The organism is Paenibacillus mendelii (assembly GCF_024498075.1).
GTDB classification, from domain to species: domain Bacteria; phylum Bacillota; class Bacilli; order Paenibacillales; family Paenibacillaceae; genus Paenibacillus_Z; species Paenibacillus_Z mendelii.
The window spans coordinates 88,990-113,178 of the sequence record NZ_JANHOF010000008.1; the positions used below are offsets into that span (position 1 = coordinate 88,990).

At 51.8% G+C, this 24,189-nt stretch carries 15 protein-coding genes; 3 read left to right on the forward strand and 12 right to left on the reverse strand.

The window, feature by feature from the left end; genetic code table 11:
- Positions 1-21: 21 nt before the first annotated feature.
- The 5 genes from NNL21_RS22745 to NNL21_RS22765 are packed head-to-tail and all read right to left on the reverse strand — an operon-like array spanning position 22 to position 6,867.
- Positions 22-954 (reverse strand): phytanoyl-CoA dioxygenase family protein, encoded by a 933-nt coding sequence (locus NNL21_RS22745; RefSeq protein ID WP_256555411.1) that lies wholly within the window; start codon positions 952-954, stop codon positions 22-24.
- Between the two features lie 58 nt (positions 955-1,012).
- Complete coding sequence (locus NNL21_RS22750) at positions 1,013-2,659, reverse strand: response regulator transcription factor (RefSeq protein ID WP_204821688.1); 1,647 nt, start codon at positions 2,657-2,659, stop codon at positions 1,013-1,015.
- 1 nt (position 2,660) lies between these two features.
- Positions 2,661-4,439: a sensor histidine kinase gene (locus tag NNL21_RS22755; protein WP_204821687.1), complete on the reverse strand. Its 1,779-nt coding sequence runs from the start codon at positions 4,437-4,439 to the stop codon at positions 2,661-2,663.
- Between the two features lie 34 nt (positions 4,440-4,473).
- On the reverse strand, positions 4,474-5,529 hold the full coding sequence (locus NNL21_RS22760) for a hypothetical protein (RefSeq protein ID WP_204821686.1): 1,056 nt from the start codon (positions 5,527-5,529) through the stop codon (positions 4,474-4,476).
- A 36-nt stretch (positions 5,530-5,565) separates the two neighbouring features.
- Positions 5,566-6,867: a glucosidase family protein gene (locus NNL21_RS22765; protein ID WP_204821685.1), complete on the reverse strand. Its 1,302-nt coding sequence runs from the start codon at positions 6,865-6,867 to the stop codon at positions 5,566-5,568.
- 225 nt (positions 6,868-7,092) lie between these two features.
- Here NNL21_RS22765 and NNL21_RS22770 point away from each other — a divergent pair, with 225 nt between their 5' ends.
- Together NNL21_RS22770 and NNL21_RS22775 are read left to right on the forward strand one after the other, a co-directional pair.
- The gene (locus NNL21_RS22770) at positions 7,093-7,455 is read left to right on the forward strand and encodes a hypothetical protein (protein WP_204821684.1); all 363 of its coding nucleotides are present in this window, start codon (positions 7,093-7,095) and stop codon (positions 7,453-7,455) included.
- Positions 7,456-7,522: 67 nt separating this feature from the next.
- Entirely contained in the window at positions 7,523-11,071 is a 3,549-nt protein-coding gene (locus tag NNL21_RS22775; protein WP_204821683.1) for a carboxypeptidase-like regulatory domain-containing protein, read from the forward strand.
- 290 nt (positions 11,072-11,361) lie between these two features.
- Here the strand turns inward: NNL21_RS22775 and NNL21_RS22780 are convergent, their stop codons facing one another.
- The 7 genes from NNL21_RS22780 to NNL21_RS22810 all read right to left on the reverse strand — a co-directional run bounded on the left by NNL21_RS22780 (position 11,362) and on the right by NNL21_RS22810 (position 22,040).
- On the reverse strand, positions 11,362-13,155 hold the full coding sequence (locus NNL21_RS22780) for an ABC transporter ATP-binding protein (RefSeq protein ID WP_204821682.1): 1,794 nt from the start codon (positions 13,153-13,155) through the stop codon (positions 11,362-11,364).
- Between the two features lie 142 nt (positions 13,156-13,297).
- Positions 13,298-13,447 (reverse strand): paeninodin family lasso peptide, encoded by a 150-nt coding sequence (locus NNL21_RS22785; protein WP_204821681.1) that lies wholly within the window; start codon positions 13,445-13,447, stop codon positions 13,298-13,300.
- A gap of 30 nt (positions 13,448-13,477) precedes the next feature.
- Positions 13,478-15,418: an asparagine synthase-related protein gene (locus NNL21_RS22790; protein ID WP_256555412.1), complete on the reverse strand. Its 1,941-nt coding sequence runs from the start codon at positions 15,416-15,418 to the stop codon at positions 13,478-13,480.
- A 308-nt stretch (positions 15,419-15,726) separates the two neighbouring features.
- The gene (locus tag NNL21_RS22795; RefSeq protein WP_204821680.1) at positions 15,727-16,683 is read right to left on the reverse strand and encodes an aminoglycoside phosphotransferase family protein; all 957 of its coding nucleotides are present in this window, start codon (positions 16,681-16,683) and stop codon (positions 15,727-15,729) included.
- 37 nt (positions 16,684-16,720) lie between these two features.
- Positions 16,721-17,374, reverse strand: a complete 654-nt coding sequence (locus NNL21_RS22800) for a M48 family metallopeptidase (protein WP_204821679.1) — start codon at positions 17,372-17,374, stop codon at positions 16,721-16,723.
- A 216-nt stretch (positions 17,375-17,590) separates the two neighbouring features.
- Positions 17,591-20,623, reverse strand: a complete 3,033-nt coding sequence (locus tag NNL21_RS22805) for an S-layer homology domain-containing protein (RefSeq protein WP_204821678.1) — start codon at positions 20,621-20,623, stop codon at positions 17,591-17,593.
- A gap of 595 nt (positions 20,624-21,218) precedes the next feature.
- Positions 21,219-22,040 carry an AraC family transcriptional regulator gene (locus NNL21_RS22810; protein WP_204821677.1) on the reverse strand — a complete coding sequence of 274 codons (822 nt, stop codon included), beginning with the start codon at positions 22,038-22,040 and terminating at the stop codon, positions 21,219-21,221.
- Positions 22,041-22,183: 143 nt separating this feature from the next.
- Here NNL21_RS22810 and NNL21_RS22815 point away from each other — a divergent pair, with 143 nt between their 5' ends.
- Positions 22,184-24,133 carry a glutaminase domain-containing protein gene (locus NNL21_RS22815; RefSeq protein WP_204821676.1) on the forward strand — a complete coding sequence of 650 codons (1,950 nt, stop codon included), beginning with the start codon at positions 22,184-22,186 and terminating at the stop codon, positions 24,131-24,133.
- The last annotated feature ends 56 nt before the right edge of the window (positions 24,134-24,189 follow it).

A 24,189-nucleotide genomic window follows, 5' to 3' on the forward strand; every position in this document is an offset into this window, starting at 1 on the left:
GCGATCCTTCGCCTTGCACGTTCAAGGCGATGCTGTCAGCGAACCGTCCGCATGCACCTGCACGACGTTCCGGCCGCCGAACCTGCCGGACTTGTCATTGTTGTCCCATGGCCAAATATCGCGGAAATACCATCTCGCTTCCGGAGCAAGCCCTTCGATCACCTCGGGGGCGACATTATGGTGGCGATGCCAGCGGCAGCCGATGTGGTTGAAGGCGAACAGGATTGCCACCCGCGGATGATCGGGATTGTTCCAGACCGGGCCGGCGTGGCAGGTATTCTCGCTGAAGAAGATCAACGAGCCTGCCGGGCATTCATAAGCGTCGAATAGCGGCTCGTACATATCATCTCTCTTCGTTCGGACGGAAGCGGGGATGCGGAAATTCGATTTATGGCTGCCCGGCAGAAACACCGTTCCACCGTCTCTCCTGCCGACGGGGTTCAGCTCGACGACCATGCGCGTCAACGCGGAGTAGATCTGGCCATCCGATACATGATAATGAAAATGCGGATTGCGCTCAGGCCCCCCTTGATGCGGTCCCTGCGAGTCCCTCATTCCTTTCTCGCGCCAGACGACGAATTGATTGTCCAGCCGGACATCGGGTCCGATCAACGCGTTCAGCGCCCCTTTGACAACAGGATTGCGCAGAACGACCTCCGAAGCGCCTCCGGGTACCGTCTTCTCATGAGGCGCCAGATTGCCGGGTTCATGTGTAATCTTATATACCTGCTCCCGCATGGCCGCTGTCTCCGCCTCGCTGAATACGCCTGGAATAACCAAGTAGCCTTTCAGATCGAACAGAAACTTCTGCTCGTCGGAAAGCTTGAAGCTGGACAAATCCATCTCAAAGACAGATGAGCCGGCCCCCTCTTGCTTGCTTAATTCAAGTTCCTCCATGCTTATCGTATCTCCCTCCATCAGCTTCCGCAGGAAGCAAAATGTATACGGTTTCATTATAGAGCAGCCCCATCGCCCTTCCTATTTCACAATGTTGCGGTTTCTTCTCCTTTCTTTACCTGTTTCCCCGGTCGCGGAATTCCTGCGGCGCCATACCCATGTTTTTCTTGAAGAACCGCGTAAAATATCCGGCGTTCTCAAATCCGAGCATCGCTCCAATCTCATGGATTTTATAAACCGGATTGGCAAGCAGTTCTATGGCTTTTGACATTTTCAAATCGATAATCGCCTCGGATACGTTAATGCCAGTATGCTGCTTGTACAAGCGCGACAAATAAGACGGATTCATATGGGCGACCTCGGACAACCGGGTAAGCGACAGATCCTTCCCCAAGTTCGACATGAGGTACTGATTGATCTGATCGATCACTTTGTACGTGCGCTGGGCTTGCTCGTCTTTCTTTTGTTTGAACAGCACTTTCGCTGTGAATCGCAAATAAGCTAACGCCTCTTCCTTGGACCGGTGCGCCCGAAGATTCATCAGTTTGTCCACGTCGATATCGCCGGCGATCCGATTGAATAGCTCCCATTGGTTGATATAAGAGAGAAACGTCGTCGAGATGCCGTAATAGGCTTCGAGGTAATCGTGGTTATTATAGGAGAGCATTTTGTCCATTCCGATATAGTCGTCGACGGCACGGAGGAAATCCTCCTCCTGCTCTTGGGCAAGGAGCGCATGCAGCGTTTCGGGATAGAACGGTTTGCCGCGCAAGTCCGGCTTGGTCCTTACCGGCTCGGCTTCGGCGGGCGCCGTATCCGGCGTCCGGGTGGTGAGCAGCATCTCGCCCCCATGCCCCATGCCGACGATCAACAGCTTCTCCAGCTGCTTGAATGTCAATGCGACATTCGGCCAAGCGGCGAACGAATCGCTGTGGATCAAGGAGATGGGAAGCTGCAGCAGCTCCCGGCATGTCCGCTGGATCGATTCCATCGTCCCGTGAATGAAGCGGATGCAGCGTGCCCGATCCAGCTCTTCGCCGTGCGCTTCCGGTTGGATGAACCAAGCGAAGCGCGCCTCGTCCAGGATGACGGCCGTAAGCTGCAATCCGCTCAAATACTCTTCCGCGATATTCCGAATTGCATACAGCTGAATCGTTCGTTCCGACGTGTTGAGATGAGGGCCAAAGCGATCCACGCGTCCTAACGCGACAACGACGGGCATGCCCGCGGACAGCGGGATGTATGCCTGATCGAAATCTTCTTGCTTCAACCGGAGGGCAGCTTCTTCATTCTCCAGCAGGCTCATGAAGAACTCTTTCTGCAGTGCCGGTTTTGCAGCGGACAGCTGTTCCGCGGCTTTAAGCAGAATTTGTTCATTCCTAAAGTGTTCGGAGAGGCTGGCGACCGTCTTCTCGAGCGCTTTGACGATCTCTTCGTCGCCTTCCGTCTTCAGGATGTAATCGACGCTCCCGCCCCGGAACGCGGCCTGGGATGTGCTGAAATCGTTAATACCCGTCAGAAAAATAACCTTGCAGTACGGCCAATGGGTATTGATGACCTGCTGCAGCTCCAGGCCGTTCATGCCCGGCATTTGGATATCGCATAGAACGATGTCGATCTTCGTCCGATCCAGCCATTGCAAGGCTTGCTTCGCCGAATAGGCCTTGTAGATGTCAAGCTCGATATGATCGACCTCATGCAGCATTTCGTAAAGTCCGTCAACCGTATATTTCTCGTCATCAACAATCAACACGCGGTACATGTCAATCGGCCTCCTTTCCTTCCCGGGTCAAAGGAATGACGATGTCCGCCCGCAAACCGCCAAGAGAGCTCACGGCCAAGCGCAATTCGCCCTTGATTCCGAATTCGATCTGCAGCCTTCGGTGAACGTTATAGATGCCTGCGCTTTCGGTCTCGTCATGACCGGTCGCGTGCAGAAGAGCATCCATATCGGCCAGCTTCCCAGCGCTCAATCCATCGCCGTTGTCTTCCACCGTGATGACGATGCATCGGTCCTCCTCGGCGAACGAGACCCGCAGAAGTCCGTTCTCTTCCTTTCGCTCCAAGCTGTGGACATAAGCATTCTCGATAATCGGCTGCACGATCAGCCTTGGCACCTGGACAGAGACGAATGCGGGAGGCAATTCGGCGAATTCCACCGAAATGCGGTCATGAAAGCGAAAATGTTGAATTTCCGTATACGTTCGGGCGTGATTGACCTCCGCCAGCAGCGTGACACCGCTCGTGTTGCTGCGCGTGAGAAACTGGTAATACTCGCCCAAATATTTGGTAAACCGGGTAATGACGCCATAATCCTGGTTCTTGGCCATACGATAGAGAAGAAAGAAGCTGTTGTATAAGAAATGGGGATTTATCTGCGATTGCAGGTGTCGCAGCTCGGAGAGTCTTGCCCGGTAACGCTGCTCGTATACTTCGTGAATGAGCACGTTAAGCCGCATCACCATCGAATTGAAATGATCGGACAAGTAGCGGAATTCATGCTTGAATTGATGCGGTTTGATCATGCCGAGATTGCCGTCTTCGACCCTGCGAAATGAATGCACAAGCGACGTCAACGGCTGGTGGATCATCCGGAAGATCTGATAGGAGAAGATGACGACGATGATGACGGAAACGCCGGACAGCAGCCAATAGCCGATCCGGAACGTTCGCAGCGGGCCGAGAATATGCTTCTCCTGAACGTACATCATCAGCATAAAGCCGAATTGGCTTGAGCGGTCAAGGACGACGAAGTTCGGCTCATTGCCGACGACCATCGATTCAAGCGTTAGATTCGGCTGCGGCTTAGTGAAGCGGTCCTGAAGAAATGCGTTGATCTCTGCTTCCCGGAACTCGGTTTCGCGATTGGCGAAGATCAGATCGGCTTCCTTATCGTAAATCAGTACGGCCCCGCCTTTGCCGTCGATCGTAAACTTCTGCAGCGCTTGGCGTATTTCGTCCCGGGAGAGTTGAATGCTGACGACAAAGATCGGCGGCTGCTCGGTTAATGAAGCCGATAACGGATAGAAATCGCTGATGTACAGCCGGTCCCGCCAATAGACGAAAGGAGACTCGTACCGATTGCTTTCCGTAACCAGCCCTTCATACTCCTCCGCGTCAAACGGCTCGACATATTGGGCATTGGAGGAAATCGTCCGGTCGAGCAGCGGAATATTCACACTGACATTCTCGATAATTTGGCTCGAATCTTTAATCAGATACAGCCGGCTCTGCAGCCGCAGAATCGCCTGTGACTTCTCGAAATCGGGCATGATATTCGCGGCCGTGCTTAACTTAATTAAATCCTCGTTGTTGACGAATTCCTGTTGAAACTTGAGAATCCGATCGAAATCTTCCTCCAATACATCCAGATAAAGCTGGACCCGCGACATCATCGATTTCGTAACCTCGTCTTGTACGACATTCGAGTTGACCTCGCTCAATGTCAAGGTCAACCCGTATAGCGGAAGCAGCACGAGAAGAAAGGTCAGAACAAGCCGATAATACAGCGATAATGACGGAAACTTCAGCTTCGCTCTCATTGGAAACTCCTCTCCAACACGCTGGCGGCACCGTTTACCAGGCAATAAAGCGGTTTCCCTTCATCGTCTGAAGCGCTTCACGGAAACTGCCTTCATACCGCTCGTTGTTCGGATTGATCGCCAGCTCGCACCTGGCGGTGTAGGACATCACGTACGTGGCTGCGGCGGAAATGGCCGCCAGTTCCTGCGCCTTGAAGGGAATCCCGCGCGCCGCTTCGTACTCTCTGACGAACCATGCGGATTCTTCCTGTGAGGGAGTGATGACGACGGGAATATCCCAGTTCGTCGGAAACGTCGCCGCCGCGAGACCGAGCAGATGAAGCTCATCCTCCAGCTTCAGACTGTCCCAGTCGTAAATCATGACGACCTTCCCGTTCTCGAAGCGAAAATGCTTGGCGGACCAATCGACATGTCCCAGCACCAGATTATGATTCGAGCGGTTGGCTTCGATCTCATCTTTGGCCGATCTCGCGATCGCGTCGATCCAATCCGAGTCCTTATAGGCTTTATCGAAATCAAACAAGGCGTTGTGCGGAATGGGATAGAGCGTTCGGCTCGCACAGAACGTGCCTGGATTCAGTCCCGGCAGAGACCGGTAGGGGCGTGCCCGCTCGATCAGCTCCGCCAGCGTCTCCGCCATCGCTCTGCGAATCAGCGGATCATGCGCATCCTGCTGCTCGCCCGGCGTGGCATAGGCGTCGACCGTGACGATTCCGGCTCCGAATTCCTCCGGCATGATGAGCACTTCCGGGCAAGGAAAGCCGCTTTCCGCCAAATGCTTCTGTACCGTCGAAGAAGCGGTCAGCGATTGGTGCGAATTGGCCGTTATCGTTTCCGGACCGGTCAGCTTATGGATCTTCATGAACACCTGCCTGCTGTCCGCCAGCTCCAGCCCAAACGACGCGCCGACGCTGAAGCCGGCATACAGGCATTGCTTGACAGCACTATTCAAGCGCCGGCTGCAGAACTCATCGATGGCAGCGGCGATATTCCGAGGATCGGCCGTGCCAAGAATATCTCCGGCCAACAGTCTGTCGGCTGCATCTTCAAGCAGCTCCGTCAATGCGTACGCTAAACTTGTATCTCTCATCTATCTCATCTCCCGTTATGATAATGATGGTCTGAATTACTGGAACAACCCGGGGTTACTAAGCACGAGCCGCACCAGGATCGCTGCATATTCGCAATATTTATAAGCCCCTGTAGGCTGCACATCCCACGTCTGCATCGGTTGATAGCGCTCATGCCAGAACCAGTCGTGCCGTTCGCCCATTTGGCAAACGAGGCGTATAGAGGTCATCATACGTTCGGTATCGTTCATCCGCAAGCACGCAAGCGCTTCCAAATACCAGACACGTCCCATAGCGGAGACATCATGCAGCGGGCCCATATTACGTCCCTCGAAAGGAAGACGTTCGTGCAGCTCCCATGCTTGAAACAAATAATGCACCGCGACCGTCTGGCTCGGCATGTCTCCGCGCCATAACCGCTCCTCCGCTTTCATTAACGGCCACACCGCGGCGGCTTGCTCATCGGTTGCAATCCCGAATGCAATCGCAGCCCAATTCACATCCGTCAGGCCGTGAAAGTCTACTAAACCATATTCGGGATGAATGTATTCCGCGAAATGGTCGCCTTGCCAGAACAGCTTCTGAAAATCGTTCTCCAGTACCGCGGCTTCCCGTTCCCAATCGTCCGCGCGTGCCGGATTTCCCGCTAATCGTTGAAGGCGGGCAAGCATGCGGAAGACGTGGATCGTATAGCATTGCGTAACCCCGTCCCATTCGTAGCGCGAATGCAGCTCAACGTAGAAGCCGGCTCCATCGATCAGTCCGTTCTCCGACTTTCGCGAGCGGATATATTCGGCCGCCTTATCAAGCGAATCCAGCTTCTCCAGCAGCCAATGAACGTCATGGGTATGCCGAATGATCTCCTCCGCCATCAGAATATAACTGACCGGTGCCAGCACGCCGAGCGGATTGGTCGGAACCCAGTGCTTAAACAACCGGACCCAGCGCCGCATGCCATCTTCCCCCGGATGCCCTTCCCGATCGGGCGAAGGGTAAGCAAACACATCAGCCGGATAGTCGACCCCGCGCATATGGGTGGTGAGGTCCAGATTGGGTCCGTCGGGAAACACCGCGAACGGAATATGTCCGTCGGCACGCTGGGAAGCCTGAACGAACTCGAAGAAATCGAGCACGCTGCGCGTCTTCCCGAGACATAGATAAGCCCCGGCGATCTCCCAAGCATCCAAACCGGGAAATACCGATTCCTTGCCGAAGTGCGTACCGTCTGCATCGACGATAAAATGGCCGCGAAACGCTTCCTCCCGCAGTGCGGGCAGCAGGGTCTTGCGTATTGCCTCCTCCACGCCCCGCTTGATCAGAGGATCTCTAATCGCAGACGTCAGTGCTTGGATGTCCATCACATTCATCTCCAGTTCTCGCGTCATCTAAGTGCCCGGCAAGCAAGCACCTCACGCAAGTTTATTGTCATGCCCATTTCCATCCGGCTGCCATCAAGATGCCCTGTAAAACTTCACCGCGGCGTATGTAATTCCTTTTTTAAGTGCCGTTTTTTGATGAAAGCTATGTGGCGATAGATGTGAAGAAGAAACGGCAGACGCCGTCCTGGGAAAAGACGGCAAGCGTTGTCTGATTTTCAATTCCTGGTCGGTGCTCTTGCTCGTTCGTCCGCCTCGGCCCGGCCCTGTCCAAGCCGGCGGCGGCCATCTGCCGTTCCCGTCAGAATCCCCTGCCGGGCTCCAGTTGGCCGTCAATTTTTTGATCCAGCAGCACTTAACACGCAAGCAAGCGTCTATACAAAAAAATTTTCCGCGGGTTACATCAAACGACAGACTACGCTGTTCCCTCGCTTCTATACTAACTATTGGACCGACAATGATACCTTCATCGAGCGCAATATACAAAATAAAATGAAATACAGCAAATTGTTTCTTGACGCAACTGATGCAGAAATTCGGGAGCTGACGGGCAGCATGGAGCTATCGTAAGAAGGATACGCCGATCCCGAACCGGCAGTAACGATCTCTATGTATATCAACCAATTGGAGGTAAATCATGGCAACCATTATTGGAAGAATTGCTCTTCAGCCCGCCGTCGTACGTCCCGGCGAGACCGTGCGTGTCGAAGTGTTCGACAACGACGACAATCCCCTTAGCGGCAGCACTGTGCAAGTATCGGTCAACGGCAAGCCGGGCGCCCTGCATTATCTGCAGTTTCCGACCGCCGGCCAGCGCAGGCTAATCGTCCGCGCCAAGGCGGCCGGCGAGACCGACCAGCAAGTCGCGCTGCTCGATGTGGCCGGCGCGCCGATGGAATTTCAGTCGTATCAGAACCGCAGCGACATCGCGATGATCGGCGTCTCGCAGCTGCCGACGCAGCCCTATACGGCGGTATTCACGCTGGGCTCGACGATGGACACGCGATCCCCGCATCTGCAGCAGACAAGGCCCTCCATATCTCCGCAGCTGACCAAGGTCTTCGCGCCGGATTCACTAACTGCGCGTCTGGCGTCGCAAGGCGCACTGGGCCGCGTGATGACGGAGAACCCTCAGGCGCTGACCCGGATCGAGACCCGGCGCATGACGAACACGCGCGCGAATGCAAGCGTGCGGACGGATAATGGCATCCGGCTAGCGCCCAAGACGGCCAAGCGGCTTGCGGTCAGCGCCGTCTACGATTTGACGAACATCTCGCTAGACAAAATCTTCGGGGAGGCCGTCAGAGCACCTCGCATGGAATTCGAGTGGGACTTCGGCGATGGCAGCAAGGCCACGACGCGTACACCGGTTGTCAGCCACGACTATTTCCCGACGATCGACCACGCGGCGGGCGTCGGCCAATTCGTCGTATCCTGTCACGTCAAGCATGCGGGCATCACCGTCAAGCGGACGCTGACCATTCACTCGGCCTATGCGATCTGCAAGGCTGCGGGCACGGTTGTGCCTCATGTGACGGCCGACCTGTTCGCGCACAAGCGCTATAATATGCTGACCGGTATGTTCACGGTCTACAACGTGGAGGATACGCCGATCGTCCTCGATCGCTTGTCGATCACGCCGATGGGGGATGACGGCGACGCCGTTACGCTGCCGCGGCCGTACGTCAATCTGAAGCAGCCGATTACGATTGCGCCGCGCTCGTCGTCCATGGTCGGCGTCAACGTCCCGTTCGTTACCGGCACTCCGGAGGCCGGGCAGCTGCGTTTCGACGTCAAGAGCTTCACGGTGCTGTATGCAGGAACGGTAGGAGCTTCGCCGGTAAGATGCAGCGCCGTCTTCGACGTTCCGGTAGCGGAATGGAGCATGAAGCCGAAGCCTCTCCTGCTGCCCGAGCTTCCGCCCAGACAGCGCAAGCCTTGGCCCTGGGAGCTGGTCGAGAATGTGCTCGCGGAACTCGTCAACCCCGTCGTCAATCCGGTTCTTCCCGCAACCGTGCTAGACGCGAAGACGGGCACCTTGGCCGTCTCCCTGGGAGCCTTGAACAGCGCCGCGAACACGAAGGCGCTCGCGCGCGACCAAGGTATGCGGGCGTTATCCGCGGTATATGCACCGGTCGACAAGATGATTGAGGCGCGCAGCCTGGCCGCACCGGCCGCGCGGTTCCTGTCGCAAGAGCTCGAGCGGGGAACGTTGAATGTGAATCTCCCCAAGTTCACCCCCAAGCTGCCGACGCTTGACCTTGGAACCCTCGGAGGGCTAGGAGGCGTCATACGCCCGCTCAACGGTCCGCCGCTGCCTGGCTTCATCGCTGAAGGGCAAGTGTGCGACCCGGATAATCTGTCCGAAGAGGATCTTGCCGCAGCCGACGCCGGACAGCTGGTATGCCAAATCACCGAAGAGGTCAAGGATGTCCTTATGCCGGCCCGATGGATGAACGCGCGCAAGGGAGACTGCATTCTCTCTCCCGGGGGCGATGGCATCATCGGCGGTCTGATGCTGAACGTGAAGCCGGCGCAGTGGTACAGCCATTCCGGGATCATGACGCGCAACTACGATGAAATTACTCACAGCACCGGCAGCCAGAAGCGTCTGATGGACCATCTGGTCGGAGTGCTCGCCGACGGCTCCGACGGCTTCGAGCCGAGCGTTCTGAAATACATCTGGCCGGGGGCGATCACGCAGACCGTTCAGCACTCGATCGAAGGGGAAGACTTTCCCGATCCGGAGTACGACAAGACCTATAAAGTCTCCGCGTTCGGCCCGCATGCCGTCGGTGTGACCCACAACGACCAGTTCACGATGATTCCGCCGCTGGTGGTCAAGCCGGATCCGATGCAGGAAACGCCGGCGGTTCGAACAGCGCTGCATGCGATCGCGACAGACGCGCGAAACAATGCCGGGCGGCCGGGCGTCAAGCCGCAGTATCACTATCGGTGGTACTGCTACACCGATCCGACCATCGGCCTCGGCGAGCCGGAAGGCCCCGAAGCCGGCTGGGCGGCCGGCACCCGAGCCTCGGTCTGCTCCTCGTATATTTGGATACACGCCAAGGCGCGCGGCGCCCATCTCGAAACCGGCCAATCGCTGGTGACGCCTACGGACCTCGAGCCGAGCGATATTGCGCAAGGGGCAACCGTCCGGCCGACGACGCCTGACGGACTGTATAACTATTCCGCGCAAGAGCGTCTGGACGCCGCTTATTGGCTGTTCGATACGATCTACAATCAAGCTTACGAGAAAGCGGGCTGGTTCGGCGAAATCCTGACCGACGGCGCGGATGACATCGCCAATCAGTTCCTCAATGCGTTCGCCAATGACGATGCCGACGGGAAAGACAGTGACGAGTGGAAGAATACGACGGATGCCGATGCCGTATCGCCGGACAACATGCTGTGGTGGGACGGTCCCTCGCTCGGCGGGCTCTACGGCTTCGCGGAGCCGGCGATCTACCGCGAACCGCGCGTGGAGAGCTACACGGTCAGCAGGTGGAAGAAGGTGCTGAACCGTGGAACCGTTCGCGGCAAAGTCTACGGCGAAGCCGGCCCGGTTGCCGGCGCCATGGTTCAGGCTTATGACGGCAAGACGGCGTTCTCGGGCGCCGATGGAAGCTATTCACTTCACGACGTTCCGCTAGGAAGCTACTTGCTGAAGGGCTCGAAGGTCATCGACGGCGTCCTGTACGCGGCCCAGGTCAACATCAACCTGAACGTCGCCGATCTCGTGGCGGACATCCATCTCCAGCCGCCTTCGGACCGCTACCGGCTGGCCCAAATCTACATCGACTTTTGGGGCCGCGATGAAGAGAATTTCGGCTCCGATGAAATCCTGGATCCCGGTCCCGAGTACTTCGAGCTTGAATTGGGTCCGGACAAACTCGTGAATTCGGCCCATCGCACGTACAAATGGGGCGGCGAGATGCGGGTGGAGTATGCGATAACGGTGAGGCTGCTCGTCAACAACACGATCGATGTTCAGGTCCAGGGCACGCTGTACGAGGGCACGAGCGAGGACAACGACGACCTCGACGGCCAAGGCGGTCTCACGTTCCAGTCGGGCGTCGGTCAAACCTCCGGCGCTACGCTCACGACTACGAATACGGACGAAGACGATGACGACGCGGGCGTCTTGACCATCTCGGTCAAGAATGTCCGCAACAACAATTAGTGCAGCAGCAGGCAGATGGGGTCTGGCTCGAACTGAACATCGCTCATTCTCGCAGAGCTCCCCCCCGCCGCCCACAAGCAGCAAAACAAGAAGAAACGGCAGACGCCGTATTACGTGGCGAACGGAGTTTCTTCCCTTAGAAATATAAGCAAAGTATAGCGGAAACTTATACTTCCTTATATTTTGAAAAGAAACAGCCGCCACCGAAGATTCGGCGGCGGCTGTTATCGCATCATGCGCAGCTCCCGGCGCACGCTGACCTTGCCACTTTGCTAAAGGATCGCGATTCCTTATTTGGCTTCCTGGATTTCCAGTAACTGACCGAACAATCCGCCCATCTCCGCGGATAGCTGATTAAAGCCTCCCTGCTGGATGAGTCTGCCCTTATCCAGTACGATGACCTGATCCGCATGGCGAAGTGTGGACAAGCGATGAGCGATGACAATAATCGTCATGCTTCCTCTCATTCGCTCGATCGATTCTTGAATGATCGCTTCATTCTCGCTATCAAGCGCACTTGTGGCTTCGTCCAGAATAAGAATAGCCGGCTTCCGCAGTATCGCTCTTGCCAATACGATTCGTTGACGCTCTCCACCCGACAAGCGTACGCCGCGTTCACCAATCACCGTATCCAGCCCCTGGTGCAGCTGCCGTATCAATTCGTCAGAGGCCGCGAATCGCAGCGCCTCCCACATTTCCTCATCCGTTGCATGAGGGGCAGCCGCATACAAATTTTCTTTAATCGTGGAGTGGAATAAGAATGGATCCTGAGGCACATAACCTACGGAGCCCCTTAATCTCATCGCCAACTCTGCGTCTAGCGGCATGCCGTCAATCCATACTTGACCCTTCTCCGGTTCGATCAGTCCGATCAATAGGTCTACTAGTGTACTTTTGCCCGCGCCTGATTTCCCTACTATAGCCGTCATGCTGTTGGCCGGCATTCTTAAGCTAATATCCTGCAGCGCATAGGCTTTCTGATTGGCATCATAACGATAAGAGACGTTCCGATATTCAATAGCCTGCTCGACGCAGATGTTTTCTGTCTGGGAGGCAAGCTGGATTTCCGTTACTTTAGCCGCCTTATAGTCTTTTTCCAGCTCGATTAAGCTGTTGAAGGCTGGAAGCGATTGCGCAAGCTGCTCCCAACGGTTCTGAATGGAAGCGAACCTTGGCCACAGACGGGAGAAGATCACAATAATAAATACAAGCTTTTCGGCCTGTACATGATAGAAAACGACCGATATAAACATGAATAATGAAATCAAAAATCCAGATACGATTTTGTGGTACAACGTTGAACGATTTTGCAATCTGCTAAATTGAACGGAATTGCGCTCCATCTTCTCGCACAGGTTGCGAAACCAACTCACATGCTGCTGCTCCATCAAATTGCTCTTGATTTCTTTGATGCCGTTGAAATGGTCTGTCATACCCGCCATATAGGCTTGCGTCAATGCTGTAGCTTGATCACCGTAAACACGCGATTGTTTCAAGAATCTGCGGGAATACAGAGCAAGCGCAATACCGCAGAGCAATATGGTTAGAGTCAGTTCAACCGACAGCCATAACGCAATAAAAATTTGAACGATTGTGAACAGCCCGATCAGAAGTAAGCCCAGAAAAACATATACCCCATAATTCACGCGATGAAGCTCAGAGGTCATCGTATGGATGAGATCGGATCTTCTTTTTTTTAAAAAGAATGACCAGCTTGCACGCATAATGGATTCATAAATCTCCAGTCTCAAGTATTTCACAAATCCGTGACTTATTCGATCATTCATGACCGTAAAATATCGATATAGCAGAGCTTGTCCGGTCCACATCACAAGGAAGATCACTAAAGTAATCGAAAAAGCATGCTCAGCAGGAATTTTTTTTAACGGTTCAAGTATCGTAGAAAGGAATGGGATGGCTCCCGATGAGGCATCAAAGAGGCCGATCAGGCCGAGCATGGCTGCCAGCAGGAAAAAGCCGGTGCCTTCAATCATACTAACGATCATGATGCCGACTAGAGGAACATACAGCTTCAGGCCTGCGTAACGATGTAATTTTCTTATATAAATCAACATATTAGCCATTGACGCTAAACTCCTTTGTGGATCGCTTCCATAATGAGCGCTGCAGGTCGGATAGTCACATCGGCATCGAAGTGAAAAAGCCCTTATACTCGGAACAAGTATACGGGCTTCGCTTCCTAATTGCTGAAGAGATTACAACGGATTAAGATGGATCAAGAATAGCTTCACACTTGACGGAGTTGTTATGCCCGTCATTGTTCGCGTCGGGATTGCACCAATTCGGCCCGCCCATCGTCATCGTTACCTCAAGCACTTCCAACGTTGGCTTCTGCCAAGCCTGTTTTTTTGTCATGTAGAATCACCTCCTTTCGCAGAAAAAGGTTTAAGACCATTGCTTTATAAAGCGATAGGCGATCAAGCTGCGCATCAATAATCGGGCATCATGATCAAAAGCATATTCCAGCTTCGGCTCTGTTCCCAGCTTTTCAAGCGATCGCTTGATTTGAGGAACATTCAAGTAATACGAGGCGGAAGAGTCACGGCAAAGCTTATGCAGTTGGTCTTGGAATTCTCCCCAATCCGGCAGCATCCGATAGATCCAATCCGCTCCCTGTACGCCCCTTGCATGGATATTCATCCTCACCATATCGGGCAAGTAGCCTTCCGTCGATCTTCGTATAAGGGAGCGGTCGATTCCATTCTGGATATATTGCCCGTGCGGCAATGTTAAGCAGAATCGCACAACTCTTGGATCACTGGTCGGATCACGCTCACTTACTGCATATGGCAAGGATAGCTTTGTCGTTGACGTACCGATGTGGTTAGATACCGATAAACGTTGAAATTGAATATTTCTTGCGGTGACCTCATCATGAGCATAGTCCGTGAGTCCGACATGATGAGGCATCAGCTTGTCGATCACCTTCGTTCTGGCAGCAAAGTCGGGATGGATAACCAGCGGGATATCGGACTTCCTCTTGGCAAGCGCCGTTCTAATCAAATAGGCATACGCTTGCTTGGCAATAATCGGCATAACGACAGATCTGCCCGTTCGCATCACCCGTGCATAGTGCTTTAACTCTTGATAAAAACTCGTCCAACGAAGAGTACGCAATAGCCGCGCGTAATAATCAATGGGATCTCCCCAGGAGATGGTATAGTTGCCTCGGCTCCCATTCAGCATAACGCCTACATTCTGTTCTTGGGATCGCTCCAGCATACCCGTCAGCCAAAATGAGTTTTCAAAAAACTTGTAGGGCCCCTCCATCAGCTCCAGCATGGTGTCCATCTCTCTGATCGCATTATGGCCTTCAAAATCTAAATAATTTTCCTCAATATTGCCAATGTAGCGGGCCGATGCCTGGATATAGGGCGTTTCATTCGCGATGAGTCTTCTCGGCGTCCAATCTTCAAAGGCCGCTGAGGGGATATAGCTATAGGCGTGCAGCACCTTGCCTTCCTGCGAAAGCGCTTTCGACGCAAAGCTTGCTACGGCGCCTGAATCCAGCCCGCCGCTTAATCTTACGCCGACTTGGCGATGGGTTCGCAGCTTCGAGTGCACAGCCTCCTGAAAGACCTCTCGAAAGGCATCCTCATAATCGCCATTGGTCTTCAATTTAAGCTTAGGGGACGATGCCGCCAATTCATCGTATTGCTCAATGGTGACGACCCCCTGTGCCATTGTAAAGGAATGGGCGGGCGGCAGCTGCTTAATTTCGCCATAAGCCGTGGAGTGGACATCGATCGTATCCATCATCATGGGAATGGCCAAAAATTCGGCAAACCATGATTCATTAAGCTTTTTATGTACGCCTGGCACTACAAACAGAGGATTAATAACCGTACAGAAAGCGAACCTGCTCGGCACATGATGATAATACAACGTTCGTCTGCCTAACAGGTCACGTGCACCAAAGAGCTGACGACGGCGTTCATCCCAGATAACGAAGGCATAATCGCCTATTAAATACTTCGGAGCACGCCTCCCCCACTTCATGTAGGCCGCGAGAATAAGTTCAGAGTCGGTAATGGTTTTCCTCGCGCTATAATCAATGTCCAACTGATCACATAACTGCTTCCTATTGTCGATTATGGCATCGGCCGTAATGGCAAGCTCTCTTGTTGTATCATAGCGGGGAAGCTCCTCGTTAATGGATTCCGGTGTTACCCATTGCGCATGACAGCCCATGGCCAGTCCGTCACTGCGCCAAATATTCACATCATCTGCTGGATATTTCTGCAGAGCCTTCATCATATGCATCATCGTTTCCCCGAATGAATATTCATTGTTCAGTTCATAGATACCGGCAATGGCACTCAACATTTCGCCCCACTTTATCTAATGATCGGATGTTCTTTATAAAGAACAACTGCATTTGATCAGATTGTAGCATATCCTTTCTCGTTTGTAACTATATACCCAGTTGTAATTCAAGATATTTAGGCCTATTTTATTAATAAAGCGGTAAACATAACTCACCATTATATTCGTTTAAACGAACAAACCTGCTTTGGAGATGATGTCTGCCTTGTACGGTCCGATGCTTATCGATCTGCCGCGAGCAGCGCGTGGAGAGCTACACGGTCGATCGACCAAATTCGACCAAAATAAGAGGGGCTATCCTATATAGGTTAGCCCCCTTTATAATAATCGCCCCTCATTACCTGCTCGTATGCATCACACATCTCCCGATAAACCTTACCAACCCGATCCGCCTCTGCATGATGCAGGTAGTTGGCCCAATGGAGAAAGCTCGTGCTTACCGCGGCCGCGGCCTTCTCGCGCTTCAACTGCTGAACCGTAAGGCTCATGCCGGTTTTCTCATGCATCATCCGGCTGTACATGCGAATGGCTTGCTCTTCATCGATATTAACTCCGTCTGCATGCAGCCTGCTGATGAAGAAGGATAATTCGCCGATCCCCTTTCCGGCGGAAACATTCTGCCAATCGCATAGAAGAAGCCGACCTTCGTCCAACAAAATATTAGCCGCGTGAAAATCACCATGGTTCAAACTATGGGGCGGAGCGTTGAGGATTGCCGTGATGTCGTGGAAAGCATACGCAATGTCGCAAAGGATCATTTGGTCAAAAACCCCGTTATGTTCAGCGAGCACACTTCGCCATTCCGCCATGGCCGATTCAATTTGCTCTGCCGGGACGGAACGGGGAGTAAATTCGATACCGAGCTCATCGAGCTTGTCAGCCGGACAAGCATGGACATCTGTCAGCAGGTCCACCATTCTTCCCGTCATATCCGACTCCCACTTGTCAGATGGAATCGTCTCATACTTTCTCATCAGAATGGCGATGGTATTCTGGCTATTTTCTAGATAGCGGATCTCGGGAAGAACTTGAAGGCCAAGGACGTCTTTCTTGCTATAGAAATGAAACTCTCTCCGGAATGAATCCAGCATATCCGGATCCGTTAGGCTCGTTTTATCGATATGCTTCAATATAAATTCATCGTCGGCAGTCGATATGGACAGTACGGATGCGCCGCTTGCCCCTGTCGTTATCGGGGTCACCGATACAATACGATCAAGAATGCCTGCGTTTGTAAAGTGAGCCAGTACTGCTTTATTCTCCATTCCAGCTCTCCACCCTTATCCATAGATGCTCATGATTTCACAGCGTCATCGCCTGCCCATATCTGGCCAAGTATGCTTCCTTTTCTTTGTAATCCGGCATGATACTTCCGACACGCCTCCAGAAGGAGCGGTCATGATTCATATGAAGCAGGTGGCATAGCTCATGGATGATCACATAATCGATCACTTCAACGGGCGCCATGGCAAGTCGATAATTAAAGGTTAGCTTCTTATCCGAGCTGCAGCTTCCCCACTTGGTGACCGACTCTACGATCTCAATGGATTTGGGTTTTACCTTCAGCTGGTTTTGATACGGAGTAATCCGTTCTCCTATCGTTTTTTTGCAGCTTGCGAAGTAGAACCGCTTGAGATCCCTTTTGAGCTCTTCTTCATCTATCCCTCTAGTCTCTATTAACTCATGCAACAAACAGGCTTTCCCCAGATGAAGGAACGTTCCGTGGTCTTGATACTCTTTTGTCTTAGGAGCTTCTCGAGCCATCGCGAGCTGCTGCAGTCTCTCCAGAATCCATTTGCCGTGCTTCTCCACTGCTCTACGAATTACCTCATCGCTCGTTCGGTTGGGAACTTTAAGCGTAATGAAGCCTGAAGGATCAATTTGAATCGATATCTTTGTGGTGTTCCCATATTGAACATGGCACTCGATTGTATTATTTTCAAAATCAATTTTCATAACGACCATCGTTTCTATAAGATTATTTCTGCCTTTGCTTCATCACATTAGCTATATCCCAACCATTATAGCATAGCCTTTCGGTTCGCCTCCACGGCCAACGGGACTTGAACCTGCACACCAGGTATACGACAAAAAAAAGGCGACCAACCCCCATTCGGAGATTCGGTCGCCTTTACTCAGCAGGTCAATATGTCCACGCACACAAGCAGTACTTTATGGCGCCGGTGTAGGATACAACGTGTTGTTCGTCACGGTATATACCATATTGTACTTGTCCTTGATCGTAATGACAGCCTTGGACGGTACAGTGAAATCATACGCCGTGCTCGCCCAATAGTCATTCTCGACTGCTTCATCGCGCTCGATAAATGCCGCGCTGAGCTGGCCGTCCAAGCCGCTGTATAACTCGTCATCCGCTTTCAATTGATTCAGGCGGGCTGCCGTTGCCGCCGTACGCTTGGCCAATTCATTGCCCTGCGCATCCTGCAGGGATACTTCGATGCTCGTAATGTTGTTCCATGACAGCTTTGTCAGATCAATCTTGAAGCCGACGTTGTAAGCATCTTCATCCACCCAGTAGCCGAAGTCCTGCGTCTGTACATATTCTTCCGGGTTGGCAATTTGCTCTTCCGGTGCCGTAGGAAATAACGTGCTGTTCATCACGGTGTAAACCCGATTGTGCTTGTCCTTAATCGTGATGACAGCCTTGGCTGGTGCAGAGAAATCATACGCTGTGCTCGCCCAATATTCATTCTCATCTGCTGCATTCCGCTCGATAAAGGCTGCGCTGAGCTGGCCATCGTACTCGCCGTTCCCATCCTTGTCAGAGTCTTTCAATTGATTCAGACGGGCTGCCGTTGCCGCCGTGCGCTTTGCCAATTCAACGCCTTCCGCATCCTGGAGGGACACTTCGATGCTCGTGATAGCATCCCATGATAGTTTGGACTGATCGATCTTGAATCCAACGTTATACGCTGTTTGTCCAGCCCAGTAGCTGAAGTCCTGCGTCTGTACATATTCCTCCGGGCTAGCAACTTGCTCTTCCGGTGCCGCAGGGTACAACGTGCTGTTCGTCACGGTGTAAACCCGGTAGTGCTTGTCCTTAATCTTGATGACGGCCTTGGCTGGTGCAGCGAAATCATACGCTGTGCTCGCCCAATATTCGTTTTCGGCTGCTGCTTCGCGCTCGATAAAGGCTGCGCTGAGCTGGCCGTCCAAGCCGCTGTATAACTCGTCATCCGCTTTCAATTGATTCAGGCGGGCTGCCGTCGCCGCCGTACGCTTGGCCAATTCATTGCCCTGTGCATCTTGGAGGGACACTTCGATGCTCGTAATGTTATTCCATGACAGCTTCGTCAGATCAATCTTGAAGCCGACGTTGTAAGCATCTTCATCTACCCAATAGCCGAAGTCCTGCGTCTGTACATATTCTTCCGGGTTGGCAACGATGATTGGCTCTGTAGGGCTCAATGTGTTGTTAGTCACGATATAAACCTTATTGTTCTTGTCCTTAATCGTGATGACAGCCTTGGATGGCGCGGCAAAATTGTACGCTGTGCTGGCCCAGTAGTCATTCTCGGCCGCTGCGTTCCGCTCGATAAAGGCTGCGCTGAACTGGCCGTCCAAGTCGCCGTATTGCAAGTCATCGGCTTTCAATTGATTCAGGCGGGCTGACGTTGCCGCTGTGCGCTTCGCCAATACGTTGCCCTGTGCATCTTGGAGGGAAACTTCAATGCTCGTAATGTCATTCCATGACAGCTTGGTTAGATCAATCTTGAAGCCGACGTTGTAAGCTTCTTGGTCCGACCAGTAGCCGAAATCCTGCGTCTGTACATATTGTTCCGGGTTGGTGACGATGATCGTGCCGCCACCGCTGCTGCCGCTGCCACCGCCGACAAAGCCGCCGCCGGTTACCGGCTTGTTAAGGATGATAATTTCATCTCTCTTCGGACCTTCTACGTTAGCCGGTTCATAATCGAAGGTTGATCCTTCAGCTCCTTCGCTAATCGTAGCCTTCTTGATTTGCCCTGCACCTAATAACTTCGTAATCGAATCTAAGACCAGATGATTAATGAGTGCTTCTTTATCAAGCTCAATGGTATTATTCAGCGCAGTATGCTCAGCGATCAATTTCTCTATGGAGCCCTGGCTTAACTTCACATGAATTTGTGTAGCCTGTACTTCAACCGTATCGAATGTGCCTAAGATTTCAATTTGCGAGTCGGCAGGAAGCTGGTCCGACAATTCGACATCCGTGAAACCCGCACCCGTCACGCCGCTTTCTTCAAGTTTAACCGAAGACTGAAGAATAACGCTTTCTGTCCGTGTAGATCCTTGCGCCACAACGCGGACGGTTCCATCCTTTTTGTTCACGATGACTTGTACAAGAACGGAATCGACGAGGTGAATCGAATTAGCGCCGCCACCCCGAATGTAAGTAGTTCCATGAACCTTCACGTTCTTAAGTGTCATATCGCCGTTACCGATTCCTTCGGCTAGAATCAGGTCGCCGTCGATTTCCATATTCTGAAGCGTCACGCTTGGTGCGCTGACGACTACATTGCCTTGTACCTTCTCCGTACCGCTTGCCGGTCCATACGTTCCCGCTTTGTCATAGGTGACAGCTGCCGAAGCTTTCTTAACATTCAGTGCCGCTTCGATCATGACAACCGCTTCTGCGCGTGTGAGAGCTTTCTTGGGAGCGAAGAGCCCTCCAGGCAAGCCATTCACAATCTTATGCTCGACAAGGGCAGCCACGCTCTCTTTGCTCCATGCGGCGATATCTCCCTCGTCCTTGAACGATTGCAGCGTATTCTCCTGCGTGGATTTCAAGCCAAGCAGTCTCGCGATCATGACCGCAGATTCTTGCCGTGTAACGGAATCATTCGCGCGGATCAAATGATCGGTTGAGCCGACGGCATATCCGGCGTTCACTGCCTTGGCAATCTCGGAATACGCCCAGTTGGTCGCAGGCAAGTCCTTGAAGTCGATAGTCGCTTGTCCCTGTAAGGCGAATAAACGATTGACCATAGTCATGAATTCTGCCCGCGTAATAACTTGATTCGGACGGACGGTTCCATCATCGAAACCTGCCAGGTTGCCAGCTGTGATCCATGCCTGAATCTGTTGCTCGGCCCAATGCCCCTTGAAATCAGAGATCGATTGATCCGCGAATGCGCTTGCAGGGGATAATGCTAGAGTTAGTCCTAGAAGTCCAATAGAAACTCGGCGAAACTTTGGTGCCATGGTCTCTCCTCCATTTAATAAATATGTATTAAGTCTTAGAACCTTATACCTATTTCCTGAAATAAATCCTATCATATATTAAACTCAATTTCCAAATATTATTTCTACTTTCTCCATTTATTTTTGAGACTCTGTCGTCAAACTCACGCTCCAACACATCCTCTCTCTTTGTAACTGCTGAATTCACCGGATTTCTCTCTATTATACGAGGAGAGAACGAAAGCAGGCTGTCAGCGAATATATGTTCTGAAGCGAGTTTCTGACTGGGACTTTCGACCTTATTCATCATCATATAGCCCTGCCGGTACATTCGATTTCAACGCAGAGGTTGAATTATGGACAAAGGCGGGTCACATCCAAGTAAACCAAGTAAGGCGTAGATATTCGAAGGTTTGATAAGCTTATCGCCAATGCGTTACTTAAAGACTAAATAGAATAAAAGCCGAAGCACATGTCCGTTGAGCTCTCCATGTACTTCGGCTTTACTACTGATACGGCCTGAAGCCGCTATTGTCACGCTACAATAAACAAACTACGATGTATCGGAACGCCCGAAACGGACGTCCTCCATCCGCCTGTCAGCGTACCGTCCCGGTCATTCGGTATTCTGGCCTCTATGATTCCTTCTATATTCGGAAGGGGAAATCCCGACTACCGATTTAAAGCAGCCTGAGAAATAATGCTGGTCCGCGAAGCTCAGCTTGGCGGAAATTTCATAGATGTTTAGATGCGTGTTGAGCAAATATTGCTTGGCGAGCTCGATCTTGCGGTTGCGAAAATACGTATAGGGCGTTACGCCGTAATACTCACGAAACAGCTTGATAATATAGTTTTTGGAATACCCGAGCTGCAGGGAAATATCGTTCATCTCAATCGCATTCTCAATATTGATATCCAAGCATAGTTTAATCTGCTCCGGTACGGAGAGCACTTTGTTTTCCAGATGGTTTCTCAAATGCAGGATGATCTTAAGCAGAATGACGGAAATTTCATCGGTTAAAGCCGCATAGTTCTTTTGTTTGTCCGATGCGATATGGATAATCTCATTCATATAAGAAAGAATGTTGCAATCCTTCACCATATAGGTGTCCGCGGGCAAGAAACGATGAAACAAATCCTCTGCAAAATCCCCATTAAACACGACCCAGATCTTCACCCAAGGATTCTCTTCGCTGGAATAATATTTGTGATGGCTGTTTTTCGTTAAAATATAGACGTCGTTTTTTTGCGGATAAAAGGTTTGGGACTCAATCTCGAGCACGCCGCTGCCGTCCATAATATATTCGAACGAATATAGGTTGTCGCCATGCCGCTCAATACAATAATTCTTGTCGCAATACGATATTCCGGCCAGGAGTATATTAACCGGAAGCTTCGGATCATGCAGGTGCCAGAAATTATATATCGTTTCTTCCATGATGATAATCCTCACATCTATTGTGATAACTTCTATTACGATAGAGCAATCAGTATGATAAATTGTATATTATAGCAAGTCAATCCAATATACAAGATGTAGTCCTTTATTCCATTATGACCCCATTAGGAGGAGTTTAAAAAATGAATATGCGAGCTCCAGCTGTTCCGCTTTTAACCGTTGATCCCTACTTTTCTGTCTGGTCTATGGCAAATAAGCTTAACGAATCGGAAACCAAGCATTGGACAGGCAAGCCTCACCGCATGACCGGAACCGCCGAGGTAGACGGGAAAGAATATATTTTTATGGGCGTTAGCGATAACGGCTTCATCATGGACCAAATAAGCGTCGATATTAATGCGCTTTCAACCAAGTACCGTTTTGCCTGCGAAGAAATTTATCTGGATGTGACGTTTACGACGCCTCTGTTGATGGATGATCTCAAGCTGATGTCCCGGCCGGTATCTTATATTCAGGTACAAGCCGGAACAAACGACGGCAAATCCCATCATGTAAACATTAACATCCAAGTCGATGATGAACTGTGCCAGAACTTTAAATATGAATTCCCAATCGTCTATACCGATCTGAGCGAATCAGGGTTTACCTGCGGCAGGATCGGAAGCAAAGTTCAGCAGGTGTTGAATAAATCCGGGGATGACGTTCGAATTAACTGGGGTTATCTGTACCTCGCATCCAATCATAATGATGCAGCCGTAACGAATGTGGCCACGACCAACGACTATGGTACGGAAAGCAATAACATAGCGTTATCCATTCCAATAGACACAGACAAGAACAACGTGGCGCTGCTTGCGGTCGCCTACGATGATATTAAAGCGATTGAATATTTCAAGGAGCCGCTGGATGCCTATTGGAGGAAAGACGGCGAAGTTATCGAAGATGCCATTAAGCAGGCATTAGGAGAGTATGACAGCTTATTCGAGAAGTGTGAGCAGTTCTCATCGAAGCTATTTGCGGAGGCTGCGGAATCCGGCAACGAGAAATACGCAGAGCTGGTATCCCTGGCCTACCGGCAAGCTGCGGCAGCTCATAAGATTGTCGCGGACACCAACGGAGACGTCCTGTTTATATCCAAGGAGAATTTCAGCAACGGCTGCGCCGCTACCGTAGACGTCACCTATCCATCGATACCGCAATTCCTGATCTATAATCCCGAGCTGGTTAAGGGCATGCTCCGGCCTATTTTCAAATACGCTGCAACCGATATTTGGCATTATGACTTTGCGCCCCACGATGCCGGTCAGTATCCGCTCGTTAATGGGCAGGTATACAGTCACGGAACATGCCCTACCTGGCAAATGCCGGTTGAGGAATGCGGCAACATGCTGGTATGTACGGCAGCCGTTGCAATTGCGGAGAACGATATATCATTCGCACAAGAGAATTGGACCCACCTTGAGAAGTGGTGCAATTACTTAATCAATAATGGCGTAGATCCCGATAACCAGCTGTGTACGGATGACTTTGCCGGACACTTGGCCCATAACTGTAACCTGTCGATTAAGGCGATCATGGGCATCGCAAGCTTCTCCATTCTTAACCGTATGGCGGGAGACGAGCGGAAGTCAGAGGAACTCATGAATATCGCGCGTACCATGGTCGACAAGTGGCTGGTCATGGCCGCCAATGACGACGGTACGTATCGCTTGGCATTCGATCAGCCCGATTCCTTCAGCATGAAATACAATGCCGTGTGGGATCAAATATTCGGCCTGAATTTGTTTCCGAAGGATACCTTCAAGGCGGAGACAAAAGCCTATATCGAGAAGCGTTCGGGCGAATTCGGTCTGATGCTGGACAATCGCGACACCTATACCAAGTCGGACTGGCTGGTTTGGAGTGCCACGCTTTGCGACAGCCAAGAAGACTTCACAACCATTGTCGACCGCCTGTGGCATGCGTATGATCAATCCGAGAGCCGCGTTCCGATGACCGACTGGTACTCGACAAGCACGGCCAAGATGGTCGGCTTCCAGAACAGAACGGTACAAGGCGGTTTATTTATTAAACTACTCTTAGACAAAAATATTTGCCGAATGAATGAGACCTATCATAAAGTAGAAAACTAATCGAACCGGGCGATCCCTTTAGGGGTCGCCCTTCTCGTCCTTCAACACCTGAACCG